18 protein-coding genes are annotated in these 26,533 nt (G+C 41.2%); 10 read left to right on the top strand and 8 right to left on the bottom strand.

Annotation, left to right across the window (positions count from 1 at the left end; genetic code table 11):
• Positions 1-17: 17 nt before the first annotated feature.
• From OK025_RS09970 to OK025_RS09950, 5 genes are all read right to left on the bottom strand, one after another.
• Positions 18-1,736 (bottom strand): M64 family metallopeptidase, encoded by a 1,719-nt coding sequence (locus OK025_RS09970; RefSeq protein WP_317669341.1) that lies wholly within the window; start codon positions 1,734-1,736, stop codon positions 18-20.
• Positions 1,737-1,952: 216 nt separating this feature from the next.
• A complete protein-coding gene (locus OK025_RS09965; protein WP_317669340.1) occupies positions 1,953-2,813 on the bottom strand; it encodes an AraC family transcriptional regulator in 861 nt (286 codons plus the stop codon).
• 65 nt (positions 2,814-2,878) lie between these two features.
• Positions 2,879-4,081: a DUF4369 domain-containing protein gene (locus tag OK025_RS09960; protein ID WP_317669339.1), complete on the bottom strand. Its 1,203-nt coding sequence runs from the start codon at positions 4,079-4,081 to the stop codon at positions 2,879-2,881.
• Positions 4,068-6,407 (bottom strand): glycoside hydrolase family 95 protein, encoded by a 2,340-nt coding sequence (locus OK025_RS09955; RefSeq protein ID WP_317669338.1) that lies wholly within the window; start codon positions 6,405-6,407, stop codon positions 4,068-4,070. Before OK025_RS09955 ends, OK025_RS09960 begins: the two co-directional genes overlap by 14 nt.
• On the bottom strand, positions 6,397-8,280 hold the full coding sequence (locus OK025_RS09950) for an alpha-L-fucosidase (protein ID WP_317669337.1): 1,884 nt from the start codon (positions 8,278-8,280) through the stop codon (positions 6,397-6,399). The genes OK025_RS09955 and OK025_RS09950 overlap by 11 nt, the downstream gene beginning before the upstream one ends.
• Positions 8,281-8,924: 644 nt before the next feature.
• On the opposite strand from OK025_RS09950, the gene OK025_RS09945 reads away from it, so the two are divergent.
• Positions 8,925-9,413: an META domain-containing protein gene (locus OK025_RS09945; protein WP_046673701.1), complete on the top strand. Its 489-nt coding sequence runs from the start codon at positions 8,925-8,927 to the stop codon at positions 9,411-9,413.
• Positions 9,414-9,639: 226 nt separating this feature from the next.
• Positions 9,640-10,812 (top strand): trans-sulfuration enzyme family protein, encoded by a 1,173-nt coding sequence (locus tag OK025_RS09940; RefSeq protein WP_317669336.1) that lies wholly within the window; start codon positions 9,640-9,642, stop codon positions 10,810-10,812.
• A gap of 89 nt (positions 10,813-10,901) precedes the next feature.
• Here the strand turns inward: OK025_RS09940 and tpx are convergent, their stop codons facing one another.
• Entirely contained in the window at positions 10,902-11,402 is a 501-nt protein-coding gene (tpx, locus tag OK025_RS09935; RefSeq protein ID WP_317669335.1) for a thiol peroxidase, read from the bottom strand.
• A gap of 148 nt (positions 11,403-11,550) precedes the next feature.
• Here tpx and OK025_RS09930 point away from each other — a divergent pair, with 148 nt between their 5' ends.
• From OK025_RS09930 to OK025_RS09920, 3 genes are all read left to right on the top strand, one after another.
• On the top strand, positions 11,551-12,777 hold the full coding sequence (locus tag OK025_RS09930) for an OmpP1/FadL family transporter (protein WP_317669334.1): 1,227 nt from the start codon (positions 11,551-11,553) through the stop codon (positions 12,775-12,777).
• A 22-nt stretch (positions 12,778-12,799) separates the two neighbouring features.
• A complete protein-coding gene (locus tag OK025_RS09925) occupies positions 12,800-14,128 on the top strand; it encodes an SGNH/GDSL hydrolase family protein (RefSeq protein ID WP_317669333.1) in 1,329 nt (442 codons plus the stop codon).
• Between the two features lie 169 nt (positions 14,129-14,297).
• On the top strand, positions 14,298-14,714 hold the full coding sequence (locus OK025_RS09920; protein ID WP_070570243.1) for an OsmC family protein: 417 nt from the start codon (positions 14,298-14,300) through the stop codon (positions 14,712-14,714).
• A gap of 152 nt (positions 14,715-14,866) precedes the next feature.
• Here OK025_RS09920 and OK025_RS09915 read toward each other — a convergent pair whose 3' ends face one another.
• Positions 14,867-17,239, bottom strand: a complete 2,373-nt coding sequence (locus OK025_RS09915; protein WP_317669332.1) for an outer membrane beta-barrel family protein — start codon at positions 17,237-17,239, stop codon at positions 14,867-14,869.
• 242 nt (positions 17,240-17,481) lie between these two features.
• Here OK025_RS09915 and OK025_RS09910 point away from each other — a divergent pair, with 242 nt between their 5' ends.
• Both OK025_RS09910 and OK025_RS09905 read left to right on the top strand, forming a co-directional pair.
• Complete coding sequence (locus tag OK025_RS09910; protein ID WP_317669331.1) at positions 17,482-18,825, top strand: HAMP domain-containing sensor histidine kinase; 1,344 nt, start codon at positions 17,482-17,484, stop codon at positions 18,823-18,825.
• Between the two features lie 83 nt (positions 18,826-18,908).
• A complete protein-coding gene (locus OK025_RS09905) occupies positions 18,909-19,583 on the top strand; it encodes a response regulator transcription factor (protein WP_317669330.1) in 675 nt (224 codons plus the stop codon).
• Positions 19,584-19,586: 3 nt separating this feature from the next.
• On the opposite strand, the gene OK025_RS09900 is transcribed toward OK025_RS09905, so the two are convergent.
• The gene (locus OK025_RS09900) at positions 19,587-20,642 is read right to left on the bottom strand and encodes a DUF2157 domain-containing protein (RefSeq protein ID WP_317669329.1); all 1,056 of its coding nucleotides are present in this window, start codon (positions 20,640-20,642) and stop codon (positions 19,587-19,589) included.
• A gap of 157 nt (positions 20,643-20,799) precedes the next feature.
• On the opposite strand from OK025_RS09900, the gene uvrA reads away from it, so the two are divergent.
• From uvrA to OK025_RS09885, 3 genes are all read left to right on the top strand, one after another.
• Positions 20,800-23,640, top strand: coding sequence for an excinuclease ABC subunit UvrA (gene uvrA / locus OK025_RS09895; RefSeq protein WP_317669328.1), 2,841 nt, complete (start codon positions 20,800-20,802; stop codon positions 23,638-23,640).
• A 304-nt stretch (positions 23,641-23,944) separates the two neighbouring features.
• A complete protein-coding gene (mutL, locus tag OK025_RS09890; RefSeq protein WP_317669327.1) occupies positions 23,945-25,831 on the top strand; it encodes a DNA mismatch repair endonuclease MutL in 1,887 nt (628 codons plus the stop codon).
• A 12-nt stretch (positions 25,832-25,843) separates the two neighbouring features.
• Complete coding sequence (locus OK025_RS09885; protein WP_317669325.1) at positions 25,844-26,530, top strand: rhomboid family intramembrane serine protease; 687 nt, start codon at positions 25,844-25,846, stop codon at positions 26,528-26,530.
• Positions 26,531-26,533: the final 3 nt, after the last annotated feature.

Genomic DNA, 26,533 nt, shown 5'->3' with positions numbered 1-26,533 from the left:
TAACTACAACCGTACAACTAAAAAGTTACAATTGTTTTTTCGCTTTTACAGGTGGTTTCTTTGTCGATTTTTTGGACGTATACCTTTCTCGATGAGCTTGCTAATTTGATGGTAAGTACATTATTGACTCCTGTTGGGCGTACGTACTCACCATTGAATTCATCCCATTCATAGATCGGACTGCCATCTTCATTCAACCAGATGTAGTTATAACGCGTATCGACTTTATCCTTTACCGTCAACTGTACTGTATTTTTTTTCTTATCGATTTTAACGGCAATACGCTTTGGTTTATCGATTTTACTCAGTGTATTGATATTAATTTTTGTCTTCTCGGAGACCCGGTCATCCCAAATTCCACGGACGAGGTACACTTTTGACTCCACAATATCCTGCAGAAAAATATTACGGCCCGTCTCTTCCCAATATCCTGTGGCAGCATCATACCATCGGTATTGAAGTCCGGCAACAGGATGCTTTACAGTAAGTACCTGAGCTCCTCCATAACAGGTTTCCAGTGTATCGCCCCATGTTACCTGTGGTTTCGCCAAATCAATCAACTTGCTCTGATTAAAGGTCCATACAACGGAATCCTTATAATTAAGATACAAGGGGTTGCGCAACAAATTGGTTGTATCCTGAATCATTACCTTTAATGTATTTGTTCCCACGTTTAACATACCAGGATCGAGATAAATAGAATCAATGTCGGTTGCAATTGTCTCGTCATTCAACAACCAGCATAACTTAAAGGTGTTTGGAGAAGGTTTTGCCAATCGTAGCGAAAATTTCTGAACACTATCCAAAGTAAGTGTCTGGTCTACCCCTGGCTTTACTTGAATAAATGGACTTGATTTTTTCTTGATGGAAGCCACAAATTGTTCTTGACAGACAGGGCAAAATGGAGCTACCAAATACTGCATTTTACAATACTCATGTGGTCTAAACCAGTTTGAAGGCGAACCTTTACCACCATACGAGTAAATCCCTACCCCATCTTTTCCGAGCCAGTATTTCCAGGAAACATGATCTGCATCTGCCGACTGTGAGCGGTTCGTAGACTCAATAGCATATTGATTTCCAGCCCAATACTCATCCGCAAGCTGGGCAAAAGAATGTCCAATTTCGTGTACCGCGATATCATTGCTCTTAAAATTAACAGTAGAAGTTGCCCATTTACCTCCTGAACCACCATAAAATGGGGAATTGACCAACACAACAACCTGTGTATAATTGGGGGTATGTGTCTTCAATACCTCTTCAATTCGATCATTTTTCTGAGGTACAACCAAACGATGTAAACCACCATTGTCAAAGCTGCTTCCAAAAATCGTGTTCGGATGAGCAACCGGAACAGCATGATCCCGTGTGAACTTATTATAACGTGGCGGATATTTACTCAAATCGGTTTCACCATGTACACAGTCACCCGCTTTGCAATCGTGTGTTGCGCCAGATTCTTCGGAGATCGTACGAATTGCAAACACATTAAAAAAACTACTGTATTGTTTAAAAGGTTCGATCGAGAAAAAATAGTTGGTAAATTGCTTGGCATCGGCAGCATAATCATCCAGCTCTGCTTTGGTGTAACCGTCCCCCAAAATGACCAAATTGACAATATGCTTATCCGTCCCTTGGTATTGCAGCGTATCGATCTTAAAAAGAGAAGATTGGGCCCGGAGCTGCAGGGCAGATATACATAAAACTATGAGTGCAATAAATAGATTTTTATTCATCGGAATGGTTATCGTTAGAACTCAAAAATACCATTTTAGCACCTGCTATTTTTAAATTTTATTGACGAGTCTTTCTCCGATATTGTCAACAAAACCATTCTTCCGATTTCCGGGGAGGGGAGCCTACCAAAAATCAACGGGATGAGGATACTGCTATAGCTTGGAAAGCTCCATAGACGATTCAATTAAAGAGCATAGTAACATCCGCCAAACAGCCTAGTCGCGCATACGATGTTCCTGTACATATTCACTGGGTGAAAGTTTAGTTATTTTTTTGAATACCCGATTGAAATTGACAACATTATTAAATCCCGTTTTAAAAGCGATATTAGAAACACTTTCCGAAGATTCGTCAATCAACATTTTGCAGGCCCGTTCTATCCGGATTTCATTGAGAAAGGTTACATAGGTTTTCCGGGTATGCTTCTTAAAATATTTACAAAAGGCATGTGGCGTCATGTGCGCCACCGCAGCAATGTCTTCCAGAGAAATCTTGTCTCCAAAATGCTGAAAGGTATATTGGAATATTTCGTTGATTCGCAATCCCTCGGCATCTGAAAACTTCTTCTGTGGAATGCCTGTATAGAGCGAAGTCCATTGTTCTACTTTTTTACTTAGAAAATTAATCAGCTTCACAAAAGAGAGGAGACGATCTATGCCCGCACTCACGTTAATCTGTACAAACTTTTCTTTCAGCGCGACGGAGTGTTCCGCATCCAATTTTTTACTGACGTTGATGTGTTCCAGAAAATACTTGACATCATCGAATTCAGGGAAATCCAGAAAGGGTTTAAAATGTTCGTAGTCGAAAAAAATATGGATGGCATGAATGCCATCCCTTATATCCTCGCCAGTCTTGAACATATGCGGTTCATCCGCGTCAACGATATAGATTTCGTCCTCTTCAAAACTATGTGTAAAGTTGCCAATCATAAAGGTTCCCCTACCCTTTAAGATATAGGTCAGCTGGATTTCCTTATGCCGGTGGTAATTGCTGTAAAATGAAGGCAGAATGTCTTCCTGCACACAAATAGATCCTTGGTAAACCACCGGAACTGTAAATTGAACAACTTTCATTACGTATTGAAATAACAAATATTAAACAGTTAATTCAAATGTAAGGTTTTTTAAGACAATAAACGTTAATTTTTAGCAACAAATTCCTTTACTTTCCCTAAAAACTGTGGCATCGCTGGATCTTCACCACTTAAGGATAAAATTTTTAGGGTCTGTGGGTTTATCCAGAGATAACTTGGTGTACGATCTATACCAAAGTCATTTTCCATCGTTGCCTGGTCGTTATAATTCAAAAAGTAACTCTGCTTACCTAAGGCCAGGTCCTTGCTTGATTTACTCCATTTATCCAGATCCTTATCCAGCGAAAAATAGATAACCCTTACCCCCATAGCGTTCAACTGAGATTCTTTTTTCCGTAACATTCCAATATCGGCCTTGCTATTGGTATTGGAAGCTTTCCAAAATGCGGCAATCAGCATTTTAGCTTTTGAAATATCCTTTAGCGCTAAGGTATCCCTTTCTACATTCATTGGTGTAATCGAAGGAAATACAGGCATATTTTCATAAAAATCTTTCACCCGATCGACTTTTTCGCGGGCAAATTTAAAATAGGGATGCTTCTGCAGATCCGTATTAAAACCCTGCAATGCTGCATCGAACTTTTTATAATTCGTCTGATCTAGGGAGACGTATTTAAAAAAATAAGGCAATACCAAAGATGATCGGTGGGTACTATCGAGAATAAAATCGGCGTATAGCGTGCGTGGATTAAATGCGGCATTGCCGTTTAAGCGCTGTATTTCGTCTACTGCTTTTTCATAGGAACCATCATTTCTTGCAGCCATCGAAGGCAACTGACTCTCCAGCTGCCTTACTCGTTGGCTTTTATTTGCCGTTTTATTTTTTTCCTCCTGCTCCCGCTGTTTGTAGTTCGCATTGAACTGTATGAAATCCTTGGCGTTCTGCGAAGAGGTTGTCAAGGTAAACTTACCCTGATCTTCACTTAAATCATAGTCACTTCCGCCTTCGACAAATAATGTATAGGGCTCCATACCCTTAATCTGAATATCGTAAAATCCGGCCATGGCAAGTTCGCCTTCCAAAACAAATTGCCCATTAGAAACTTGCGTTTTTACAAATTGCTGCATTTTATTATCGTGATCGACGAGGCTCACCTGAGTCCCATCCCCGGCAGTGGTTTTTCCAGTTATCTTATAGCTAAAGCTATTCAACAAGGCGGCTGTCTTCGCCGATTCGGACTTTTGTGTACAGGCTGTCGTCCCCAAGGCCAGCACAGAAATCAAGCAAAAATAGTTAACGAACTTCATAATCTTTATAGTTTCCGTTTTCAAATAGACGAATCTTTCCTTTTTTACCTTTAATCTGGAGGCCGGAAACCTTTCCATTCTCCCATTTCATATCCACAGTGTAGTTTCCTCTGGTTTTGAGACCGCTAACTTCGCCTTTAGACCAGGCTTTTGGTAACGCAGGCAACAGGTGAATATAACCATTGTGACTCTGTATCAACATCTCGGCAATCCCGGCTGCACCACCAAAGTTTCCGTCAATCTGAAAAGGTGGATGTGCGCAGAACAAATTGGGGTAAGTGCCAGCTCCGACTCCCTGATAGGTTGTTTCATTGGTAAAAGCGGGTTTAAGCAACTGCCTTAGAATTTCGAGTGCATGATCACCATCCTGTAATCTGGCCCAAAACAATATTTTCCAGGCTCTAGACCAGCCCGTTCCTTCATCGCCACGTACCGCTAAAGTCTTACGTGCAGCCTCAGCCCATTCGGGTGTTGTCTGTGGCGAGATAAATGCCGCAGGATACAGACCATATAAATGCGATACATGCCGATGTTTAGGTTCAACTTCCTGATAGTCCTCGAGCCATTCCATCACACGCCCGGATGGGCTAACAACTACAGGCGGAGGGATATCCTTCAGCCTCGCTTTCAAGGCACTGGCAAAACTATCTTTCGTCACAAGGATAGAATCAGCCTGGATCACCGCCCGGTATAACTCCCTTACGATTTGGTTATCAATGGTAGGTCCCATCACAACCGCAGCAACTTTTCCATTGGCCATTCGGAAAGCATTTTCTGGCGACACCGACGGTGAAGTGACCCACCATCCTGTTTTAGGGTCCTGAACCAATGTATGATCGTAAAACTCTGCCGCTCCTTTGAGTATCGGGTAAATCTCTTTGAGGTAATTTTTATCCCCAGTAAACAGGTAATGTTCCCAGAGATGGTTACATAGCCAGCCCGATGCCGTACTGGCTCCCCAGGAAGCCTGCTCCCCCGGAGCGGAATACCCCCAGATATTCGTCATCATATAGACCACCCAACCCGGTGCGTTATAGTAAGCCTTTGCTGTCTGCTCGCCAGTTTTTGCAATCCGCTTTATCATTTCGATAAAAGGCTTGTGATATTCGCTCAGGTTATTGACCTCCACGCCCCAATGATTCATCTGTGCATTGATATTGAGATGATAATCACCATTCCAAGGGGTATTGATCTGATTGGCCCATAGTCCCTGCAGATTTGGCGGCAGGGAATTTGTATTTTTAGGAGCAGCACTTGAAATATTCAAATACCTCCCATACTGATAATAAATTGTGGCCAGATCAGGGTCCTGAACTGGATTTTTATAGAAATTGGCAATCCGTTCATTGGTAGGGATAGCGTTATTCGCCGTATTTCCAAACAAATTAAGATTTACCCGATTAAAGATTTTTTGATAGGCAGCAAGATGGTTTTTATATATTTTCTGTTCGTCAGCAGTTTTTGCGGCTGCAACAGCTGCTTTGACAACAGGTAACGGATCCTTCCCATAATAGGAAGTACTTGCTGAGAAATAGACCGTGAGACCACCTTTCGCAGACACCTCTAAGGTTTTATCCTTTTTGCTGATCTGCAGATTTTTACCTTTAACCTGAATTAATCCAACGAATTTCAGATTTTTACCTCCCTTTCCATCAGGCAAAGATCCCTCGATCAGAATCCCGTCGTCCAACAAGGTATAACGGTCAATATTTTCCTGGCGCTGGAATGATATGCCTAATTGCTGTACCTCATCCTTAGGTTGGCTCAATTGGATAATACCTACATTCTTATCAAAAGAAGTATAATAACGACGTTGGAACTGTTGCCCGTTGATCTTGAATGAAGTCTGTGCCGAGGCAGTCGCTAAGTCCAAGGAACGCTTGTAATCTTCGATCGTACCCGCGGGCAATTTGTAATCCAGTAAAAGGTCGCCGAATAGCTGATAACAGCCATAGGGAACCTTTGCACCATTACCAAAACCAGACCCCTTGCCTTTGGTCACAAAAGTTTCATTGACCAGTTTTTCTGCTTCATCATTTTTACCGGCCTTAAGCAGTGCCTGAATAGCGTCAACATTTTTGTAGGCTTCATAATTATTGGGATCTTCTGGACTGCCCGACCACATACTAATCTCGTTGAGTACGATCTTTTCCTGACTAGGATTTCCATCTGGCATCATGCCGATAAGTCCGTTTCCCAGTGGTAAAGTCTCTTCCCAGACCTTCGCAGGCTTATTATACCAAAGTACGAGTGGATTTTGTTGAGCAAAAAGCAACGTGGTATGACATATACATACCACAATAAGCATTAAAAATCTATTTGCCATACAATTCAAGTTCTGCTATGGTTAATTCATTGCCGTCGATAAATTGTTTTGGTTCAAATTTGATAAACTTGGTTGCGCTGTTCGTATCAAAAAATACCTGTTGCAAAATTGGATTTGCCTTAATATTGGAAAACTCGCCCTCTTTAGCAAGGCTCCATGTTTTCCCGTCGGTACTGGTTGATATTTTATAATGTGTTGGTGTCCCCATGTTCTTTCCATCCTGACGAGGCAGGAAGCCGATACCAGAAACAGGTTTGTCTGTAGCGACGACGATTACACCTTGATCGGCAACAGTAGCAAAAGTACCTGGTTTTCCGTCAGATATATAAGCATTATTATTGGATCTACCTGTCGAAATCTTAAATCCAGTCAGCTTTTTCACCTCTTTGGTATTAAATGCAAAGGGCTCGTTATACTCCTTGAACAATCCAAAATCACTGAGCGTGATTGCTACCGGAGCATAAACATGAAGACGTAGTTTACTTGCAGTTTGAGGTTGCTCGAGTTTGATGAGGCGGTTTGCACCGATGCTTGTTGCTTTGGCCAAAGGTTTCCAGCTATTATTTTCCCAACGTTCAATCGAAACACTATCGATACGTTGTCCCAACTTAATATTCTCTCTCAACTGAATAAGGTCGAACTTAGCGGGGGATTTTAATTTTATTTCCAATGTAGCCGATGTTTTGGAATCGTCTGTTGCCCAATAGCTGTAGCGATCATTATCGGTAATCAATGAAGTACCATAGGATTTTGAATCACCATTACGGACATTGGATGCCGTGATGGTCGCTCCTTTGGCTAAATTGGTGCGGAAAGTTTCTTTCACTTTTTTTCCAAAAGCCTCTAACGACTTCACATCATTCTCATGTAATGTACCGGAAGGCATCGGTGCTAAGCCAAGATTCATGCATGCTCCTCTCCCAACTGATTTTAAATAGATCTCAAAAAGCTGGTTTGGTGTTTTTACACGGCTATCTTGTTCTTCATGATAAAACCATCCCGGACGTTGCGGCACGTCACATTCAGCAGGTATCCAATATTTACCATTACGGTCGCCTGTTTCGGCATTATGTGATTCTGTCGCTCCAGGTACAGCGACTTTTCCGTTTAAGCCAATCGGCGTAAATGTTGCCCATGATGTTTCAGCAGCAAATCCTTTTTCATTACCCACCCAACGCATATCCGGGCCGATATCTGAGAAAATAACCGCTTCAGGTTGTAATTTTCGTACAATGGGCCAGGTTTTTTCATGCCACTCATAGTACGTTGTTCGATCGATGATACGCTTTCCTTCATGGCCACCATAAAAGCCATCACCACCATTTGCTCCATCATGCCAGGATGTAAACAAAGGGCCATAATTGCTCATCAATTCAGTCAGTTGCTGTCTGTAGGCTTCGGCATAGGCCGGCGTACCGTAACGTTCATCGTGACGATCCCAAGCTGAAAGATATACACCAAATTTCATCCCATTTCGATGGGTCGCTTGCATAAAGTCTTTGACCATATCACCTTTTCCATTTTCCCATGGTGAAGAAGCGATACTATAGGATGTTGTTTTGGTTGGCCACAAACAGAATCCATCATGGTGCTTTGCCACACTAATTAAGCCCCTAAAACCACCTGCTGCCGCTGCCTTAGCAATTTGATTTGCATCAAAAGCCGAAGGATTAAACAACGCGGGCTGTGCGTCACCATAACCCCACTCCTTATTTTGGAAAGTTGTCGGCGTATAATGAATCAAACAATACGTTTCCATCTCCTGCCACTTTAATTGACGCTCAGTTGGCAGAGCCCCGTAAGCTTTTAAAGTATCTGATTTGGCTACAGGCCCGCTGGAAAGTAAAATGGAAGATAACAAGATTGTCAACATAGTCTTTATTTATGTGCTAGAAAATTAGGTTGTAAAGCCCTAAGATAAGAAGTTTTGCAAAATGCTGTATGTAACATTTGCGTACAAAACCGACCGATGCTCAGCTCCAATAGGATTTACCTCTGGGTCAAATCGTATTTTTTGTTCAAATCAATCGATTGATTAAAACAAGAATTCCAATTTATCAATGGTGCTATTTACAGCCAGTTATTTAACTTTTTGTATATCTGCATAAGCGATTTTTTACTTTCAACACCAAAGAAAAACATGCTTTACCTCGATTGATATGCTATATCAACCTAAAACTGTCCTTTTTTCACCCTAATTTCCCCAAAAATCAGATTCTTTATCTTGTCGGTCAAACAAAAATCATCCATCCGTTATTAATAGAGGATAAAGTGGTTAACAGCATTCAAATAGATGCTCCATTGGGCTATACTTGAGATTGGCATGATAATTATAAGTATAGGGCAGAAAAAGGAATGTTTTTTCTGAAAGTATCTGTCTTTATGGATTTGTATTTTTTTATTAAGGTATCAATGAGCTCGCTACGCTAGCGTATTGACCAGAAAGAACTTTCGGGTTGCTTTCATGAATATAAATACTGACGAAATAACAAAAGTTTTATATTATTAAAAATGATTATGAGAGGAAATTTAATGATTTTAGCGGTTGCATTGGCGTTTTCAACAATCGCATGTAACACAACGGGAAAAAAAGCTGAGGCAACCGGTAGCGGCGACACTGCGACTACGGTCCAAAAACCAAGCACAGTGGACAATGCGTCTTTGGAAGGCACCTGGGAACTTAAATCCCTGACCACAGCAGAGACAGCAGGCAAACAACTTAAGGATTTATTTAAGGACAAAATTCCAACATTGACTTTCAATACAAAAGACCATAAAGTAGATGGTAACAACGGTTGTAATGGTATTGGTGGAACCTACGAAAGCGAAAAAGGCAATTCGATCAAGATTGGTGATAAATTGGTTTCAACCATGATGCACTGTGAGAACGCAGCTTACAACGAATTTATGAATGGTCTAAAGTCTACCACAAACTTTGATGTACGGGATAATGAATTGACATTTATTTCTGGAGATATCGTCGTGATGCAATTCGTCAAAAAGTAAGTTAATCTTATGATAAAAGAAAAGCCGGTACATGTACCGGCTTTTTTTATTCAAGAGTCTGTTATTTTTTTTACCTCTTCTTCGCATCATGTCTATGTCCTTTGAACAGGAAAAGCAAAGCACTAGGAATATAGTACAAGGCAAAAGCCATATTTTTTTCATAAAATGGGTTATTTCATTGCTAATTATACGAATATAAAAATTTCATCTCGTAACTTTACCCATCATGAAACAAGATCAATCTAAAATCATACGTGAACAGGTCGATCGTTCAGCACTTCGCGAACATTCGACTCCTTTATACCTTACATCAAGTTTTATCTTCGACAGCGCTGAACAAGGTCGGGCGGTCTTTGCTGGCGAAGAGGATGCAATGATTTATTCCCGCTATGCCAATCCAAATACTTCAGAATTCATCAACAAAGTTTGTATTCTTGAAGGTGCAGAAGCAGGATTGTCTTTTGCATCAGGTATGGCAGCAGTATTTGCCTCCTTTGCAGGAATTATCGAAAGTGGAGACCATATCGTTTCTTCACGTGCAATATTCGGTTCTACACATCAGCTCTTCACAGAACTATTCCCACGTTGGGGTGTGACCACGACTTATGTAGACGCAGCTAATCCGGAAGAATGGGAAAAAGCAATCCAGCCGAATACGAAAATCATCTTTTTAGAGTCGCCTTCTAACCCCGGCTTGGAACTAGTTGATTTGGAATGGCTGGGTAAATTCAAGGAGAAATATCCAAATATCATCCTTTCAATTGATAATTGCTTTGCCACACCTTATCTCCAGAAGCCAATTCAGTATGGATTTGACCTCGTGATCCATTCGGCAACAAAATATATGGATGGACAAGGGCGTGTTTTGGGTGGAATTGTTGTCGGAAAACAAGAGCTTATCGATAAATTGATGTTCTTTATCCGTCATACAGGCCCGGCATTATCGCCTTTCAATGCCTGGATCATATCAAAAAGTTTAGACACGTTGGGCATCCGTATGGACCGCCATTGTTCTAACGCATTGGCTTTGGCCGAGGCCTTGGAAAATCATGCGGAAATTGAAGATGTAAAATATCCATTTTTACCTAGCCATCCACAATACGAGCTGGCCAAGAAACAAATGAAAGCTGGTGGCGGTATTGTAACCTTTGTTGTCAAAGGTGGTTTTGAGCGCGCAAAAGCCTTTGTAGATCATTTGGAAATGATCCTATACACCTCTAACTTAGGAGATTCAAGATCAATCGCAACGCATCCGGCTTCAACGACGCATTCAAAATTATCGGAAGAAGAACGTTTGAATCTGGGCATCAAACCGGGCAGTATCCGCCTGTCTGTCGGTCTGGAAGATCAACAAGATATCATCAACGATATCTTGCAGGCTTTAGAGAAAACAAAATAAACATTCGCTTTTGTTATGGTTAGCGAATATACATCAACCAAAAAAGCCTTTGCATAAGCAAAGGCTTTTTTTATTCACTCGCAGCCTTCTTAATTCAACGATGCGATCGCTGCAGCATAATTTGGCTCATCAGCAATTTCTGCGACTTGCTCTTCGTACAATACTTTTCCATTTTCATCCAATGTGATGACAACACGGCTTAATAAACCTGCCAAAGGTCCATCAGCGATAGCCAATTGATAAGCATCTGAAAAGTTTGAATCTTTATACTCTGATAATGTCACTACGTTATTTAGCCCCTCTGCTGCACAAAAGCGTCCTTGTGCAAAAGGCAAATCTTTCGATATACATAACACAACAGTGTTATCCAACTGAGAAGCCTCTTTATTAAATGCACGTACGGAAGCAGCACAAGTTCCGGTATCTACACTAGGAAAAATATTTAATACAACTTTTTTTCCTTTGAAATCTGTAAGAGACTTATCGGAAAGATCGCCTGCAGTTAATTTAAAATCAGGAGCTTGCTCGCCAACCTGTGGTAAACTGCCTTTCGTGTTTACTGGATTGCCTTTAAAAGTGATTGTAGCCATATAATATGATCGTTTAATTTTTAGTATCCTTGCACTTAAAGGTACGAGCAAAAAAAATATTACACAACATTTATTAATTTTAGTCAAACATTTATTATGTTAGCATTGTATTTGAAAGAGGAATGTTAACCAAACAATAAACACTAGTATGAAGAAACTACTATTCTCAATACTTTGTGCAAGTCCGTCACTCTTGTTTGCACAAGGATCACAAGTGAATCTACAAAGTCCCAAGGCAGTGGGAATGGGAGGAGCAGGCTCTGCTTACTTTTTAGATGAATCTTCCATTTTCTATAGCCCGGGTGCCTTAGCAAAAATGGACCATAATGCTATTTCAGTTGCCGGCAATGCCGTGATGTACAAATCTGCATTTCAAGAGGTTGGAAGTACAGTTGTTTATCATACTAGAAATCAGATTTCAACTCCTTTTTCATTATTTGCCGCATTCGGCCCCAAAAATTCCTGGTGGAAAGCCGGTATTGGAGTCTACACACCGTATGGTGGAGCCGTCGATTGGGGGAAAGATTGGGTAGGTAAATTCAGTTTGGTCAGCCTTTCGCTACGTGCAATCTATATTCAGCCCACATTAAGTTTCAAACTGACTGAAAATTTTAGTGTTGGGGGTGGTTTTGTATACAATGTTGGTACCGTAGACCTCGAAAATTCTGTTCCGGTATTCTATCCGGATGGTCACGCCGGACTGGCAACCTTAAAAGGAACCGGAACTGGCACGGGGTATAACGTGGGTATTCATTATAACTTAGAAGACGAGTTTGCCATATCGATAAGTTACCGCTCTAAAGTTGTCACCAAACTTAAAAATGGCGATGCAACTTTTGACGTACCTGAATCCGTCGCAAGCAACTTCCCTGCGGGCAACAAATTCAGTGCTGAATTACCGCTACCATCCACATTTGCCGCAGGCATCGCCTTCCCTATTTCGGAGAAATTGAAGATGGCTCTTGATGCAACGCTCATCAATTATGACATCTATAAGGCGCTAGATTTCGATTACAAAGAAAACACGCCCGTATTGCAAGATACGCATTCACCAAAAAAATACGATAAAGCAGGATCCGTCAAAGCAGGATTGGAATACCTTGCTTCCGACCGCTTGCAATTACGTATAGGTGGTGGTGTAATCGCAACACCGGTACAGCAGAGTGCCTATGTTTATCCCGAGACGCCAGACAACACCAGATACTTAATATCGGGAGGTTTTACTATAAAACCATCACCAAAATTTGATGTCACAGGTTCCTTTGCGTACCAACGGATTGTGGCTCGCCAGTCAACCAACGTGGAGAGCCATCTATCAGGTACGTATGCAACAAATATTTTTGCTCCTGGTATTGGTGTAAGCTATAAATGGTAATTAACAGCCAAATTTGACTAAGATGAAAAAAAACAAACTTTATATAGCTGCGGCGTTAGCACTTTTAGCGATCGCCTCATGTAAACCGACCTTGGACGAATATACGCCTTCGGCTGGTTCGGTGAATTTTTCAAAATATGTTGCCATCGGTAATTCATTGGCAGCAGGTTATGCAGATGGCGGACTGTACTTGGAAGGCCAAAAAGTAGCCTATCCCAATTTAATTGCGGAGCAATTAAAACAAGTGGGTGGTGGTGAGTTCAAATCGCCATTTTTCAGTGAAGATCAAGCCAATGGCTCTGGCTATATTACGCTTACAGCACTTGTCAATGGACAACCTGTGACAGCACAGGTAACCGATAAATTAGCTTATCGCTCAGCTTCACCAAAATTATTGACCAAATATACAGATCCGATCAATAACCTTGGTGTACCGGGCATGCGTATGGACCTTTCTATGGTAGCAGGCATGGGGTCGCCCGCCGGAAACATGTATTTTGAGCGCTTGCTGCCAGATGCGGATATGATGAAAACCTATTTCACCTATTCCACCACGCAAAATCACACCTTCTTTAGTTTTGCGCTGGGCAATAATGATGCGCTCGGCTGGGCAACTAACGGTGGTGTGGTGAACATTAACCCAATAACAAATAAACCGGATCCGACAACTGTGTTGACAGAAACAGCTCAGTTTACTGCGATTCTCAATGGTTATGTACAGGCATTGACTCAAGGGGATAGAAAAGGAGTATTGGCCACAATTCCAGATGTAACAGCAACACCTTATTTCACAACGGTCACCCGTGCAGCCTTACTGGCAGCCGTGAATGCAACAAATCCGCCGACACCGGTAACAAATATCTACATTGCAACAAAGTCAGGTTCTCGTGCAGCTACCGATCAAGATTATTTTGTTCTACCATTCTCCTCAACGGGATTATTGGGAAAACCTAATGCCGCACAAATTCCGTACGGCTTACACCCACTGAACCCCGTGGAAGACAAATACGTACTTGATGTAAGCGAAACGGCAACAGTGGTACAACGCATCAATGAGTTTAATACCGCCATCAAAGCTGCTGCAAATTCAAAAGGCTTGGCCTTAGCTGATGTGCATGAATTCTTGAACAATGTAAAAGATGGTGTTCGTATCAACGGATTAGCGGTGAGTGCCAAATACATTACCGGAAATGCATTCTCGCTGGATGGAATACACCTTACACCAATTGGAAATGCGTTGATGGCCAATATCTTTATCAGTGCGATCAATTCAAAATATGGATCGAAGATCCCACAAGTTGACGTAGCCAAATATCGCGGTGTTAAACTGCCAGATACCGTCACAAAATAAACAGTGACCAACATACTGACAAAAGGCAGACGAATAATCGTCTGCCTTTTTTGTATATTTGTTTAGTATAGATTGAACTACAAAGCTCTCGTATGGTTTGAAAAAGGAAGTGAAGTATCATATCATGTCCCCACAGCCTAAACGAGCAAAAAGAATAAAATAAAATAAGATGAAAATCAAATTAAACCGTGTCAACCAAGCTGTGCATTTCGAAGCCAGCAGTGAATTATCCCCCGTCAAAGTCAACATCGATGGTTCAGAAGCCATCGGCGGTGAGGGAAAAGGTGTTCGTCCAATGGAATTGGTTTTAATGGCACTGGGTTCTTGCAGCGTCTTTGACCTCCATAGCATACTGGTAAAACAACGCCAACAAATTGACGATATCCAGGTCGAAGTAGAAGGTAAACGCCGGGAAGAAATTCCACAAGTATTTACAGATATTCACATTAATTTTTTCCTGAAGGGTGAAATTGATGAGGTAAAAGCGGCCAAAGCGGCTGAATTAGCCGTTAAAAAGTATTGCTCAGTACACGATATGCTTGCCGCCGGCGGTATCAATATCACGTATTCGTTGAAAATTAACTAAGAAAATACTTTCTTAGCATCTGATAATCCTCCACATGCGATGTGGAGGATTATTGTTTTTAATGTATGCTTCATCCATTTCCCTTACCAATGTATTATGAATAAAATAGTACAGGGAATCGGAAGGATTTAACTTTACTAAGGTTAACTGATTTACAAACGATTCTGCTCTTCTGTTCTAGTGGGCTGATTACTGCTTTTGACTTTCTGATTTCCAAAATGATACCGCAGCGTCAGATTTACTTTTCTGGTATCCCGATAGTCCCTATAAAAATTATTTTGATCGCCGTACTTGGATGATATCGTCATTTTCTCTGTTTTGAAAATATCCATAAATGATAGATTTACTTCAAATTTCTTTTTAAAGAATTTTCGATTTGTCATCACATAGGCACTTGAATACCCTGTAATATGAAATGGCCCCTGTATCGTGGGCGATGTAAATGTATTACCCAGTTCAAGATTCCAACCGGCATCCTTATTCAGCACATAGTTGGTGCTTATGTTTCCGTTGCCGATATACACATCATTCTTGTGCAATACGTCATCAGTACCCATAAAGTAATTCTCGTTATACATCCCCTCTAGCTGCAGATTCAATCCCCAGCGTCCGGTCAGCTGAAAACTCTTTCCTAAGTCTATCCCCGCCCCTTGTCCTTTCTTGATATTGGTATATTGGAAAATCAGTTGGTGATTGTTGTTATCTTGGCGGGAAATTTCCATATTGGGCCACTTTTCAAATCGGTAGAAGAGATCGATATTCCAGTTGTTTTTTGTCCAGGTCAGATTCAGATTATGAACGATCGTCGCCCTTAAACGTGGATCTCCCTGAAAATAAGAAAAACGATTGTAATAGGATTTTGCAGGATTAAGCCAGGAGTAAGAAGGTCGGCTGATACGCTTTCCATAGGAAAAACCAAACTGCTGATCGTCAGTCAAGGCATATTGCATGTAAAATGTCGGAAAGAGCACAAAATAATTACGCTTATTGATATCAGCTGGTTCGGATACAATACCTTCCAAATCGGTATATTCTCCTCTTAGACCTGCTTTCCAGCTCCATTTTTTCCAGGCATAGTCCAATGAGCCATACAAAGCCACATTACGTTCTTTGTAATCAAACACACTACTCTTATCAGGCCTTTGCTCGAGCTCCCCTGATTCATCATCAAAGAAAGCAAGGGTGCTCGTCGTTTTCACGTCGCTAAATTTTCCACCAAACTCCAGCCCCAGCTTCTTTATCTTTCCGGTGAAATCTATCTGTGAAGAAAAAAGCCGATTTTTATTTCCATTATTACTGATAAATCGGGTATCTGTCGGTTCTTCCCCCTTAAATCGCAGCGCTGTCAGTACATCCTGATCATTTGTCGAATGATTGTCAGTGAAGTAGGACGACCAATTTATGCTCCACCTGGAATTAAGCTTCTTTGCTACCTGAAGGTAGAGGTTATTCGTTTTTGTCGATCGTTGATGATCATTGGTGGTAAAATAACTTGACTCCTGTACATGATTTTTATCGTATATAATGGTGGGCACTTCATAAATACCATAGGTTTTCGGTCCGAAATAACCATTTAGTCCAGCATTAACCGTCCAGGTTGTATCGGGTGTATAGTCTATCGAAAACACATAGCTGTTCTGACTGTTATTGGTATCAAATCGATCCATGACACCTTCCCATGAGGTTTGATCATTCGGATAATAAACATAATTCGTTTCATAACGTGCGTAAGTCCCTCGTCCGAAATTATACGTACCACGAAGATTGAATTTTTCATTTTTATAGTACTGGGTCAGTCCAAACAGTTGCTTCCAGGTACTGCTTTTTTCGGCCAATGCAACCACCGTGCCTCTATAGCCATATAGGTTGGATTTGGAAAGTTTAATATTGATAATCGTGCTTCCCTCAGCTTCATATTTTGCAGGTGGATTGGTAATAACCTCTATCGACTGCACGTCGCTACCTGCTGTGTTCTCCAGATAGGTTTTCAGTTCATCCCCCGTGAGCATCACTTTTCGGTCATTAATGAGAACAACAATATTTTTGTTCCCACGGACCATTAAATCTGCACCATTCACCATCACCAAGGGCGTACGCTTCAAAATATCCCAGCTATTCAGTGCTGAAAGATTGGAATTCTGAACGTTAAATTCCAAGCGATCCAATTTACGGATCAATCGGGGCGCTCGACCCACGACCTGTGCTTCTTCGAGTACCTTTGCTTCGGGAAGAAGTTCAAGTAACAAAGGGCCCGAAATGGTATCGCTGCGAAAAAAAAGTTCCTGAGACTTGAAGTTAAGATAGCTTGTCCGTAGATAGTATCCACTCGGATGATCCAGCGTAAGTAAGAATTTTCCAAAATGGTCAGTCTTTACATCACGGATTTCTTGATAGTTGCTATCCAATAGCATAACGGTCGCTCCCGCCAGCACAATTTTGTTTGCATCCTGTACTTGTCCCCCGATTTGTTTGGTCTGTGCCGAAATCAACAAGGGGAAAGCCAGAAAAAATAGGATCAATTTCATGTAAAAATAATTAGTCTTTTAATTCGAGTATAGCTTATCCGCATTATTCTATTTGTTAGAATCTATGTGTTGTTACACGTAGGCCCGTTTGCTGTCGTGCCTATTTGACAATCGCGGCCATTTCATACGCTGATATTCTACTATGCTTCAAAAGTGTCTATAGTTGCGCCAAATAATGGTTAATGAAGGGTTAATAGTACGTTAAGGTATATTATCTTAGCCCTCAGCAGTTATATTTGTGTATGGAATTGAAACCCAAAAGTTATATCGTCCTCTTTACGTTATTTTTTGCCGTACTTATTGGCATACAGGGGTATCAATTGTACAATACCTATCAGCTCAAACAGCGTGATATTTTTGCCACTGTGAAAAGTAAGCTGGGCAAGCTTCATGACAACGACAAGCTTTTTGATGATGATTTAATGAGCAAGGACATTGCTAGAGACTACTACATCAAATTGGTTAAACATGAGATAACGGCCGAAAAATTAAAGGAGTTATACCACGCAAATGCCCATAAAACATCCCAAAGGCTCACGCGATATGTCGACAGCCTATTTCAACCCTTGGGAATGGAAGTTATCCTGAAAAAGGAAATTTTGGGTATTTACTTCAAGAACCTAGAAAAACAAATCGCAGCAGGTCCTATCACTGTCTACATAACAAATGGAACGTTTCGTCAACCCGTAGAGCTCTCTTCAAGCGAATGGATAACAGAAAAAACAGAAACACAGAAAGTCAAAGACAGTATCCAAAGCCGGGAGATCCTATACACCTTTTTTGTTCACCGAAAAACTTCCTTTGAGGTAACGAATCTCAACTGGATATTGTTCAAAGAACTTACTTCGCTCCTATTGAGTACGTTATTTATTCTAGCCGCTTTTCTTTGGCTTTTTTATAGAACCATTCAGAATCTCAGAAAACAGCAGAAACAGATCACCGTACTGCACGATGTCGTCGACAATATTTCACATGAACTCAAAACACCTATTGCAACCCTGAAAATTGCCGCTAAAACACTTCGGAAATCAACAGACGAAAGCATTATAACGGTCATTGAGCGACAAGTAAACCGCTTGGAACAGACACTCGATCCGCTGCATGAAAATCTTCAAACAATTGATCAGCCTCCTGTTACCAGAGCAGAACTTCAAGCTATTTTCGACGACTTTCAATTGACCAATCCAACTATCACATTTCAATTAAGTCCCTTGCCTGACGGCAAACTATGCCTGAGCCCTAATGATGCGACAACACTATTTCAGAACCTGATGAACAATGCCGTAAAATATGGTGCAACTTGGATTAATATCTTTTTTGAGGATCAGAAAGGTAAACTCTCGGTTTATATACAGGATAACGGTTACGGCATGGAGGAGTCCGAGCTACCCTATATTTTCGACAAGTTTTACCGCATCCAAAAAGACAATGTTCACGACACCAAAGGCCTGGGAATCGGTCTTTTCCTTGTAAAAAAAATCGTCGATCGTTATCACGGACAGCTTAGTGTAACCAGCATACCCAATGTAGGGACTACGTTTAAAATCCAGCTGCCGCATGCGCTTGTCCCATCATCGGAAATATGACCAAAAACAAGGATAAGCTGTGAAAAGACAATAGGCGGCCATAGACTAAAGCATTTATATTAACTTAACTACTGAAGACAAAAATGAATAAAATATTACTCGTTGAAGATGACCCCGATTTTGGTTTTATGCTCAAGCAGTACCTTGAGCTATCCGCATTTGCCATAGACTGGATAGCGCAGCCCAATGATCTGACGGAAAATTTCCAGCAGCTAGCCGATTACGATCTGGTGATACTGGATGTTATGCTTCCTCAAATCAGTGGTTTTAGCCTCGCCAAAGAAATCAATGCACGATACCCTGCTTTACCCTTTATCTTTTTAACAGCCAAGGAGCAAAAAATAGATAAACTCACGGGACTAAAAATCGGTGCCGATGATTATGTCACTAAACCTTGTGATCCCGAGGAACTATTGCTTCGCATACAAAATATATTAAAGCGGAATCAGAAAAATAGTACTCCAAAATCGATCGCCATCGGGAGCTATCTATTCCATCCCGAACAATTATTATTAAGCCATACTTTGGAACAATTTAAGCTCACTGAACGTGAAGCCCAACTTCTCCTCTTTCTATGGCAACACAATGGCCAGCTTGTCACGCGTGAAGAAATCCTTGAAAAGGTATGGGGAACTGCAGATTTCTTTACAGGAAGGAGCATGGATGTCTTTATTACCCGAATCCGCAAATATTTAAGCCTGGATCCCAATCTGACCATCAGTTCGAATAGAGGTGTCGGATTTACGATTCAATTTTAAGGGTTATCCAGCAATCTCTTCCTTCCGTTTGTTCCATAATTTCTCTGCCCAACGGCCGACAAACCAAAAGGACACGGCCAAAATCAAAAAGAATACTGCTCTATTGATATTATCCCAGAGATACTCGACATAACGGGTATAGATATTGAGCACTAAAAATACAAAGCCTACTTCCCTGCTGACATTATCTTTCGCTTTTAAGCCGTAGACAACCAGAAATACCGACACGGCAGTGGATAAAATACCCCAGTAGAACATATGGTATTGACGTACAGTCGTCCATTCATAGAAATCAGCATAATTTCCAAAAATAGAAAGGGTCCACAAGGATACCATCAGATAGATCAATCCCACAATATAACTGATGGGCTGAAAGATTTGTAGCCTTTCAAACCTGGGTTGAATCCAAACAGCCAACGCGGTTGTCAGTGCCCCAAAAATGGTAAAACGCAGTGGGTAATTCATTCCCCAAAACTTAAATCCCCAATTACTATGATAGGCAGTCTCGGTCGCAAACCATACACCCAAGGCCAAAAGCATAAACGTCCAAATCAGCTTACTCTCGAGCTTAACGGCAAGAAAGCCATAAATTGCCACAGAGAGTAAAAATAATAGGGAATAGTGCATCGTATCTTTATCCAATACTTTACCCATAAACCCGATGCAGGCCGCAGTTCCGAAAACCCCAATCAGCATCATGGTTTCCGTGGATAGATTTTTATAAGGATAGCGTTTCTTATACCGAAAACCCAGCGTATAGAATAATACAGCCACGGCAGCGAAAAAGAAGCAAAATAGGATATTAGGTGCTTCATAGAGGGTATCCACAAGGGCCAAGAATGATGCATCTGTAAACAACGAAAAAACAGCGAAGACCAGAGATGCCAAGGCAATCCAAAAGGCATATCTAGCCAGTTGTCCCCAATCAAAACTTTTCACGTCTAAACTATCCATCAGCTCGTTCGCTTTTTGTTCATCCAATAAGTTCTCTTTCTTCCAAAACTGGACAATATCGTCGATCGATTGTTTCTCTTGTTTGCTGACGTCGTATTTTCGCATAAATTTAGATTTACTGTGCAAGGTACATTATTTTTTTAAATCACGTGTATATCACATTTTGTTCCAAAAGTCAGATAGGCTCGCATAATTCCTTTAAAATCTGTAATTTTGCATGTTTTGCATTTAATCCCTCACACGGGGACCTTAAGGAGTTTTCATGGCAGTAAAAAGAAGCCCAGATTTGGGCGAACAAAGTGAAGTTCAGGTATTTGGAGCGCGTGCGCATAATCTAAAAAATATAGATGTTTCTTTTCCGAGAAATGAATTGGTTGTTATCACAGGTCTAAGTGGCAGCGGAAAGTCTTCTCTGGCTTTTGACACCATTTATGCCGAAGGACAACGTCGGTATATGGAGACATTCAGTGCCTACAGCCGTCAGTTTTTGGGTGGCATGGAACGTCCGGATGTGGACAAAATATCGGGCTTAAGCCCAGTGATCTCCATTGAGCAGAAAACAACTAGCAAAAACCCAAGATCCACTGTTGGAACTATTACTGAGGTGTATGATTTTATGCGTCTACTATTTGCCCGAGCAGGAGAAGCTTTCTCTTATGTGACTGGGAAGAAAATGGAGCGTATGTCGGACGATCAGGTTATCGAACGGATTTTGACTGAATTTGAAGGACAGGCGCTGAACATCCTGGCTCCAGTGGTTAAGGGGCGTAAAGGCCACTACCGTGAGTTGTTTGAACAAATCCGCAAGCAAGGCTATGTGAAGGTACGTGTGGATGGAGAAATATTGGACCTTGTTCCTAAAATGCAGGTTGACCGCTACAAAATACACGATATTGAAATCGTCGTAGATCGTCTGAAAATAGAGCGTGAAGATAAAAAGCGCTTACAGACTTCCGTGATGCAGGCGATGAAAACAGCGAAAGGTATCATCAAGGTCTCCACCAAAGATAATCAGGAGCAATTCTATAGCCGTTATCTCATGGATGCCGAATCAGGGATCTCTTATGATGAGCCACAGCCAAATACCTTCTCATTCAACTCCCCATATGGTGCGTGTCCTACATGTGATGGTTTGGGCTATATTTTTGAAATTGATAAGAATGCCGTTATCCCGGATAAAAAACTAAGTATTCAAAAAGGTGGTTTGGCCCCTTTGGGACCTACCCGGGAAAATTGGACTTCGGAAGTATTGAAAGCTGTCGCAAAAAAATTAGATTTTACCATTACAACACCGCTTGAAAAACTAACTGAAGAACAGATTGACCAGCTTTTATTTGGCAATAAGGAAGAGCCTATCGTTGTCACGGTATCTTATGGAAGTTATGGCACACGTGAATATCGTGTTGAATTTGAAGGAATCTTTAAGATGCTGGAAGAGTTTTCGGGAAAATCATCGGATGAAGCGCCTTCTTTAGATGACTTCAGAACGAAAGTGACCTGTCCAACCTGTGCGGGAGCACGTCTGAAAAAAGAGTCTTTACATTTTAAAATTGCGGATAAAAATATCCATGAGCTCTCAACGATGGACATTACATCCATCAAAGAATGGTTTGATCAGGTAGAAAGCAAACTTGATGAACGCCAGCTCATTATTGCAACGGAGATATTAAAGGAAATCCGTGCACGTTTGGGCTTCCTGCTGGACGTCGGCCTAAATTACTTGACCTTGGACCGTACAGCTAAAACACTTTCGGGGGGTGAAGCACAGCGGATCCGTCTGGCCACACAGATTGGTTCTCAACTGGTGAATGTACTTTATATTCTGGATGAACCGAGTATTGGGCTCCATCAGCGGGACAACGAACGTTTGATCAATGCGCTTAAAAACCTACGCGATATTGGCAATTCGGTCCTTGTTGTAGAACATGATAAAGAAATGATCCTACATGCCGACCATGTGATCGACATGGGACCTGCTGCAGGCGTTCATGGTGGTACTGTCGTTGCCGAAGGTACACCAACAGAAATCCTAAAATCCGACTCTTTAACAGCAGCTTACCTCAACGGGACAAAAGAGGTTAAGATTCCTGAGAAACGCCGTGAGGGCAATGGAAAAACATTGTCATTACACGGAGCAACCGGACATAACTTAAAAAACCTGTCTGTCTCTTTTCCATTAGGAAAACTCATTGTTGTATCGGGTGTTTCAGGTTCGGGTAAATCAAGCCTAATCACAGGTACTTTATACCCGATTTTGAATAAGCATTTTTTCAGAGCCAAAGCAACCCCACTGCCTTTCAAAAAAATTGAAGGGCTAGAACATATTGACAAAGTCATCGAGATCGACCAGAGTCCTATCGGCCGCACACCGCGGTCAAACCCTTCGACCTATACTGGTGTATTTTCGGATATCAGAACCTTGTTTGTGCAGCTTCCAGAAGCTAAGATCAGGGGCTATAAGCCCGGAAGATTTTCCTTTAACGTCAAAGGTGGTCGTTGTGAAACCTGTCAGGGAGCCGGATTGAAAGTAATTGAAATGAATTTCCTCCCCGATGTACAGGTTCCTTGTGAAACATGTCACGGAAAACGCTACAACCGAGAAACTTTAGAGGTACGCTATAAGGGAAAATCCATTTCCGATGTACTTGATATGAGCATCAACGATGCTGTGGATTTCTTCGAAAATGTACCGAGTATTTACCGAAAGATCAAAACTCTGCAGGATGTAGGTTTGGGTTATATCACCTTAGGACAGTCCTCGACAACCTTATCGGGAGGCGAGGCACAACGGGTAAAATTGGCGACTGAACTTTCTAAAAAAGACACCGGAAATACATTCTATATCCTTGATGAACCGACAACAGGCCTTCACTTTGAAGATGTCAATGTCCTTATGGGGGTTATCAATCGCCTTGTCGGGCGCGGGAATACTATTTTGATCATCGAGCACAACCTTGATGTCGTTAAATCGGCTGATTGGGTCATTGATATCGGTCCCGAAGGTGGCAAAAATGGTGGTCAGGTCCTATTTGAAGGAACACCTGAAAACTTAATTAAAAATAATAAAAGCGAAACAGCACGTTTCTTAAAATTGGAAATGTAATGCCTTTGAAACGGCAGCCGCGAAGTATTATATTTCGTGGCTGCTGTTTGCCCGGGATGGCTCGGTTATTGCGCAGGAATGTTTTCCAACTCCTTGAGCTTTGTCTTACAGGGGGCAATAGATATAGCACACTGACTTTGACGGCCGAGGAATAGGGCGCAACTATTTATCAATGCCATCCATTTTCATTTGTATAAATGAACACATTAAAGGTTTTTGCTTTTAAAGAACATACGGAATGTCCAGTTGATTTTCATCGGTGTTTATACGCTGCAAATATGGATATTTCTTAACTTTGTATTATATGTCGGATATTATTCAATTACTTCCAGATAATGTTGCTAATCAGATTGCGGCGGGAGAAGTGGTGCAGCGACCAGCGTCTGCCATTAAAGAATTGATTGAGAATGCTATTGATGCTGGAGCTGACAAAATAAAACTTATTGTTAAAGATGCAGGCAAGTCATTGATCCAGGTCATTGACAATGGCTGTGGCATGAGCGTAACTGATGCTCGTCTTTGTTTTGAACGTCACGCAACATCGAAAATTCGTAAGGCTGAAGACTTATTCGCTATCCGCACAATGGGTTTCCGTGGTGAAGCAATGGCTTCCATTGCTGCGATTGCACAGGTAGAGCTCAAAACACGCCGCATCGAAGATGAACTGGGTACTGTTGTTGAGATAGAGGGATCAAAAGTTGTCAACCAATATCCGGAAGCTGTTGCTGCCGGAACAAATATTTTAGTTAAAAATCTTTTTTACAATATTCCTGCACGAAGGAACTTTCTAAAGAGTAACTCCGTAGAAATGCGTCATATTATTGATGAATTTCAACGTATTGCTTTATCAAATCCACAGATTTTCCTAACCTTACATAGCGACGGAAATGAGATCTACCATTTGCCGGCTGAGACGCTGAAACAACGTATTGTCCATATTTTTGGCAACAATTACAATCAGCGACTTGTCCCTGTGGAAGAAGATACGTCCATCATCAAGGTAGAAGGTTTTGTTGGGAAACCTGAATTTGCAAAAAAAACACGTGGTGAACAGTTTTTCTTTGTCAACAAACGCTTTGTACGTGATCCATACCTGCACCATGCAGTCATGAATGCTTATGAAGATATTTTACAGGCCGAAACATTCCCTTTCTATGTCTTATTTATCGACATAGATCCTGCACGCATCGATATCAACGTACACCCTACCAAGACCGAAATTAAGTATGAAGACGATAAGGCTATTTACGCCATTATCCGTTCAGCCGTAAAAAGATCGTTGGGACGGTACAATATCATGCCATCTTTGGATTTTGAACAGGAAACGAGCTTCACCAATCTCATCACAAAAAAGGCATTGGATGAAATTATCGTTCCAACGGTAACTTTTAATCCGGACTTCAATCCATTTGATACAGACAAATCAACATCTGGCTCGAGCTACACGCGCTCAGAAAGCTATGCTGAAGGACTCAGTAAGAAAACAGGTGGCATACCAAGCAATTGGGATTCCTTGTACCAAATCGTCGAAAAGGAGGAATCTGTTCAGCTGCCACTACACGCGGAGCCGGAATTGCATACGGATAGCTCACAGGCCATTCAGGTCGAAGATAAGTCATCCTCAAAGCTCTTTTTTCAGCTCCATAATAAATATATTGTTTCTCAGATTCACTCTGGATTTATTCTAATTGATCAACAGGCTGCACATGAACGTATTCTCTTTGAACAATTTCTTGCGCAACTGGACCAACATAAAGGGCTGAGTCAACAAAGTTTGTTTCCACAGACTTTGGACCTAAATGCTGCAGATAATGAATTAATGAAAGACCTCCTGGAGGACATTAATGGCTTAGGCTTTCAAATTCGTGAATTTGGAAAAAATTCCTATATTATTGACGGAATCCCTGCAGACTTAGGGACAGGATTTGACGAAATAAAGATGATTGAGAAAATATTGGAGGATTACAAAAACAATCAATCTGAGTATAAGCTCGCTAAGCGCGAAAATCTTGCTAAGAGCCTTGCCCGTAATGCGGCCATTAAACCTGGTACCGCGTTGGACAATACAGCAATGGCAGAGCTTGTGGACAGACTTTTTGCTTGTCACTCACCCAATATCTCCATCTATGGGAATCCTGTAATTGTAACATTTACATTGCAAGAATTAGCGGAAAAATTTGGTAAAAACTAGAAGATAAAATATATGTTTCCACAATTGACACCTGTTATCAAGAATTTATTGATCATCAATATCATATTTTATATTGGATCACAACTTGTACCTGTAGCATATGATTATCTTGCGGTCTATTATCCGGACTCCCCTTATTTTAAAATCTGGCAGGTGATCACGCATATGTTTATGCACGACAAGAACAGTATTAGCCATATTTTCTTCAATATGTTTTCCCTGGTTATGTTCGGTCCTATGATTGAGCAGGTACTTGGGTCAAAACGTTTTTTAAATTTCTATCTGGTTTCGGGAATCGGTGCCTGGTTTCTTTATACAGCTGTAAATGGTATACAACTCTATAATGCGACAGGTTCTTTCGCTCCACTTCACGGCATAAGCGGAAACGAACTTATTGCGATGGCCAATACCGGAAATAATGAAGCCCTAACTTACCTCATTCCGATGTTGGGGGCCTCAGGAGCCATTTATGGTGTTCTATTGGCATTTGCCTATCTTTTTCCAAACATACCGCTTCAATTTTTGTTTATTCCTGTACCAGTCAAAGCAAAGTATATGATCGGTGGATTTATCCTCATCGAAATTTATATGAGCTTGTCTAGACCAGGGGATTCTGTGGCTCACCTGGCTCATGTCGGTGGTGCACTATTTGGCTATCTACTGCTTAAACTGTGGAAGATTAGAAAAGGAATTTATTAATAT

Origin of the sequence: Sphingobacterium sp. UGAL515B_05, assembly GCF_033097525.1 — a bacterium.
Lineage (GTDB): Bacteria > Bacteroidota > Bacteroidia > Sphingobacteriales > Sphingobacteriaceae > Sphingobacterium.
Note: the sequence above shows the minus strand (reverse complement) of the source record. Positions and strands in the feature narration are given on the sequence as shown.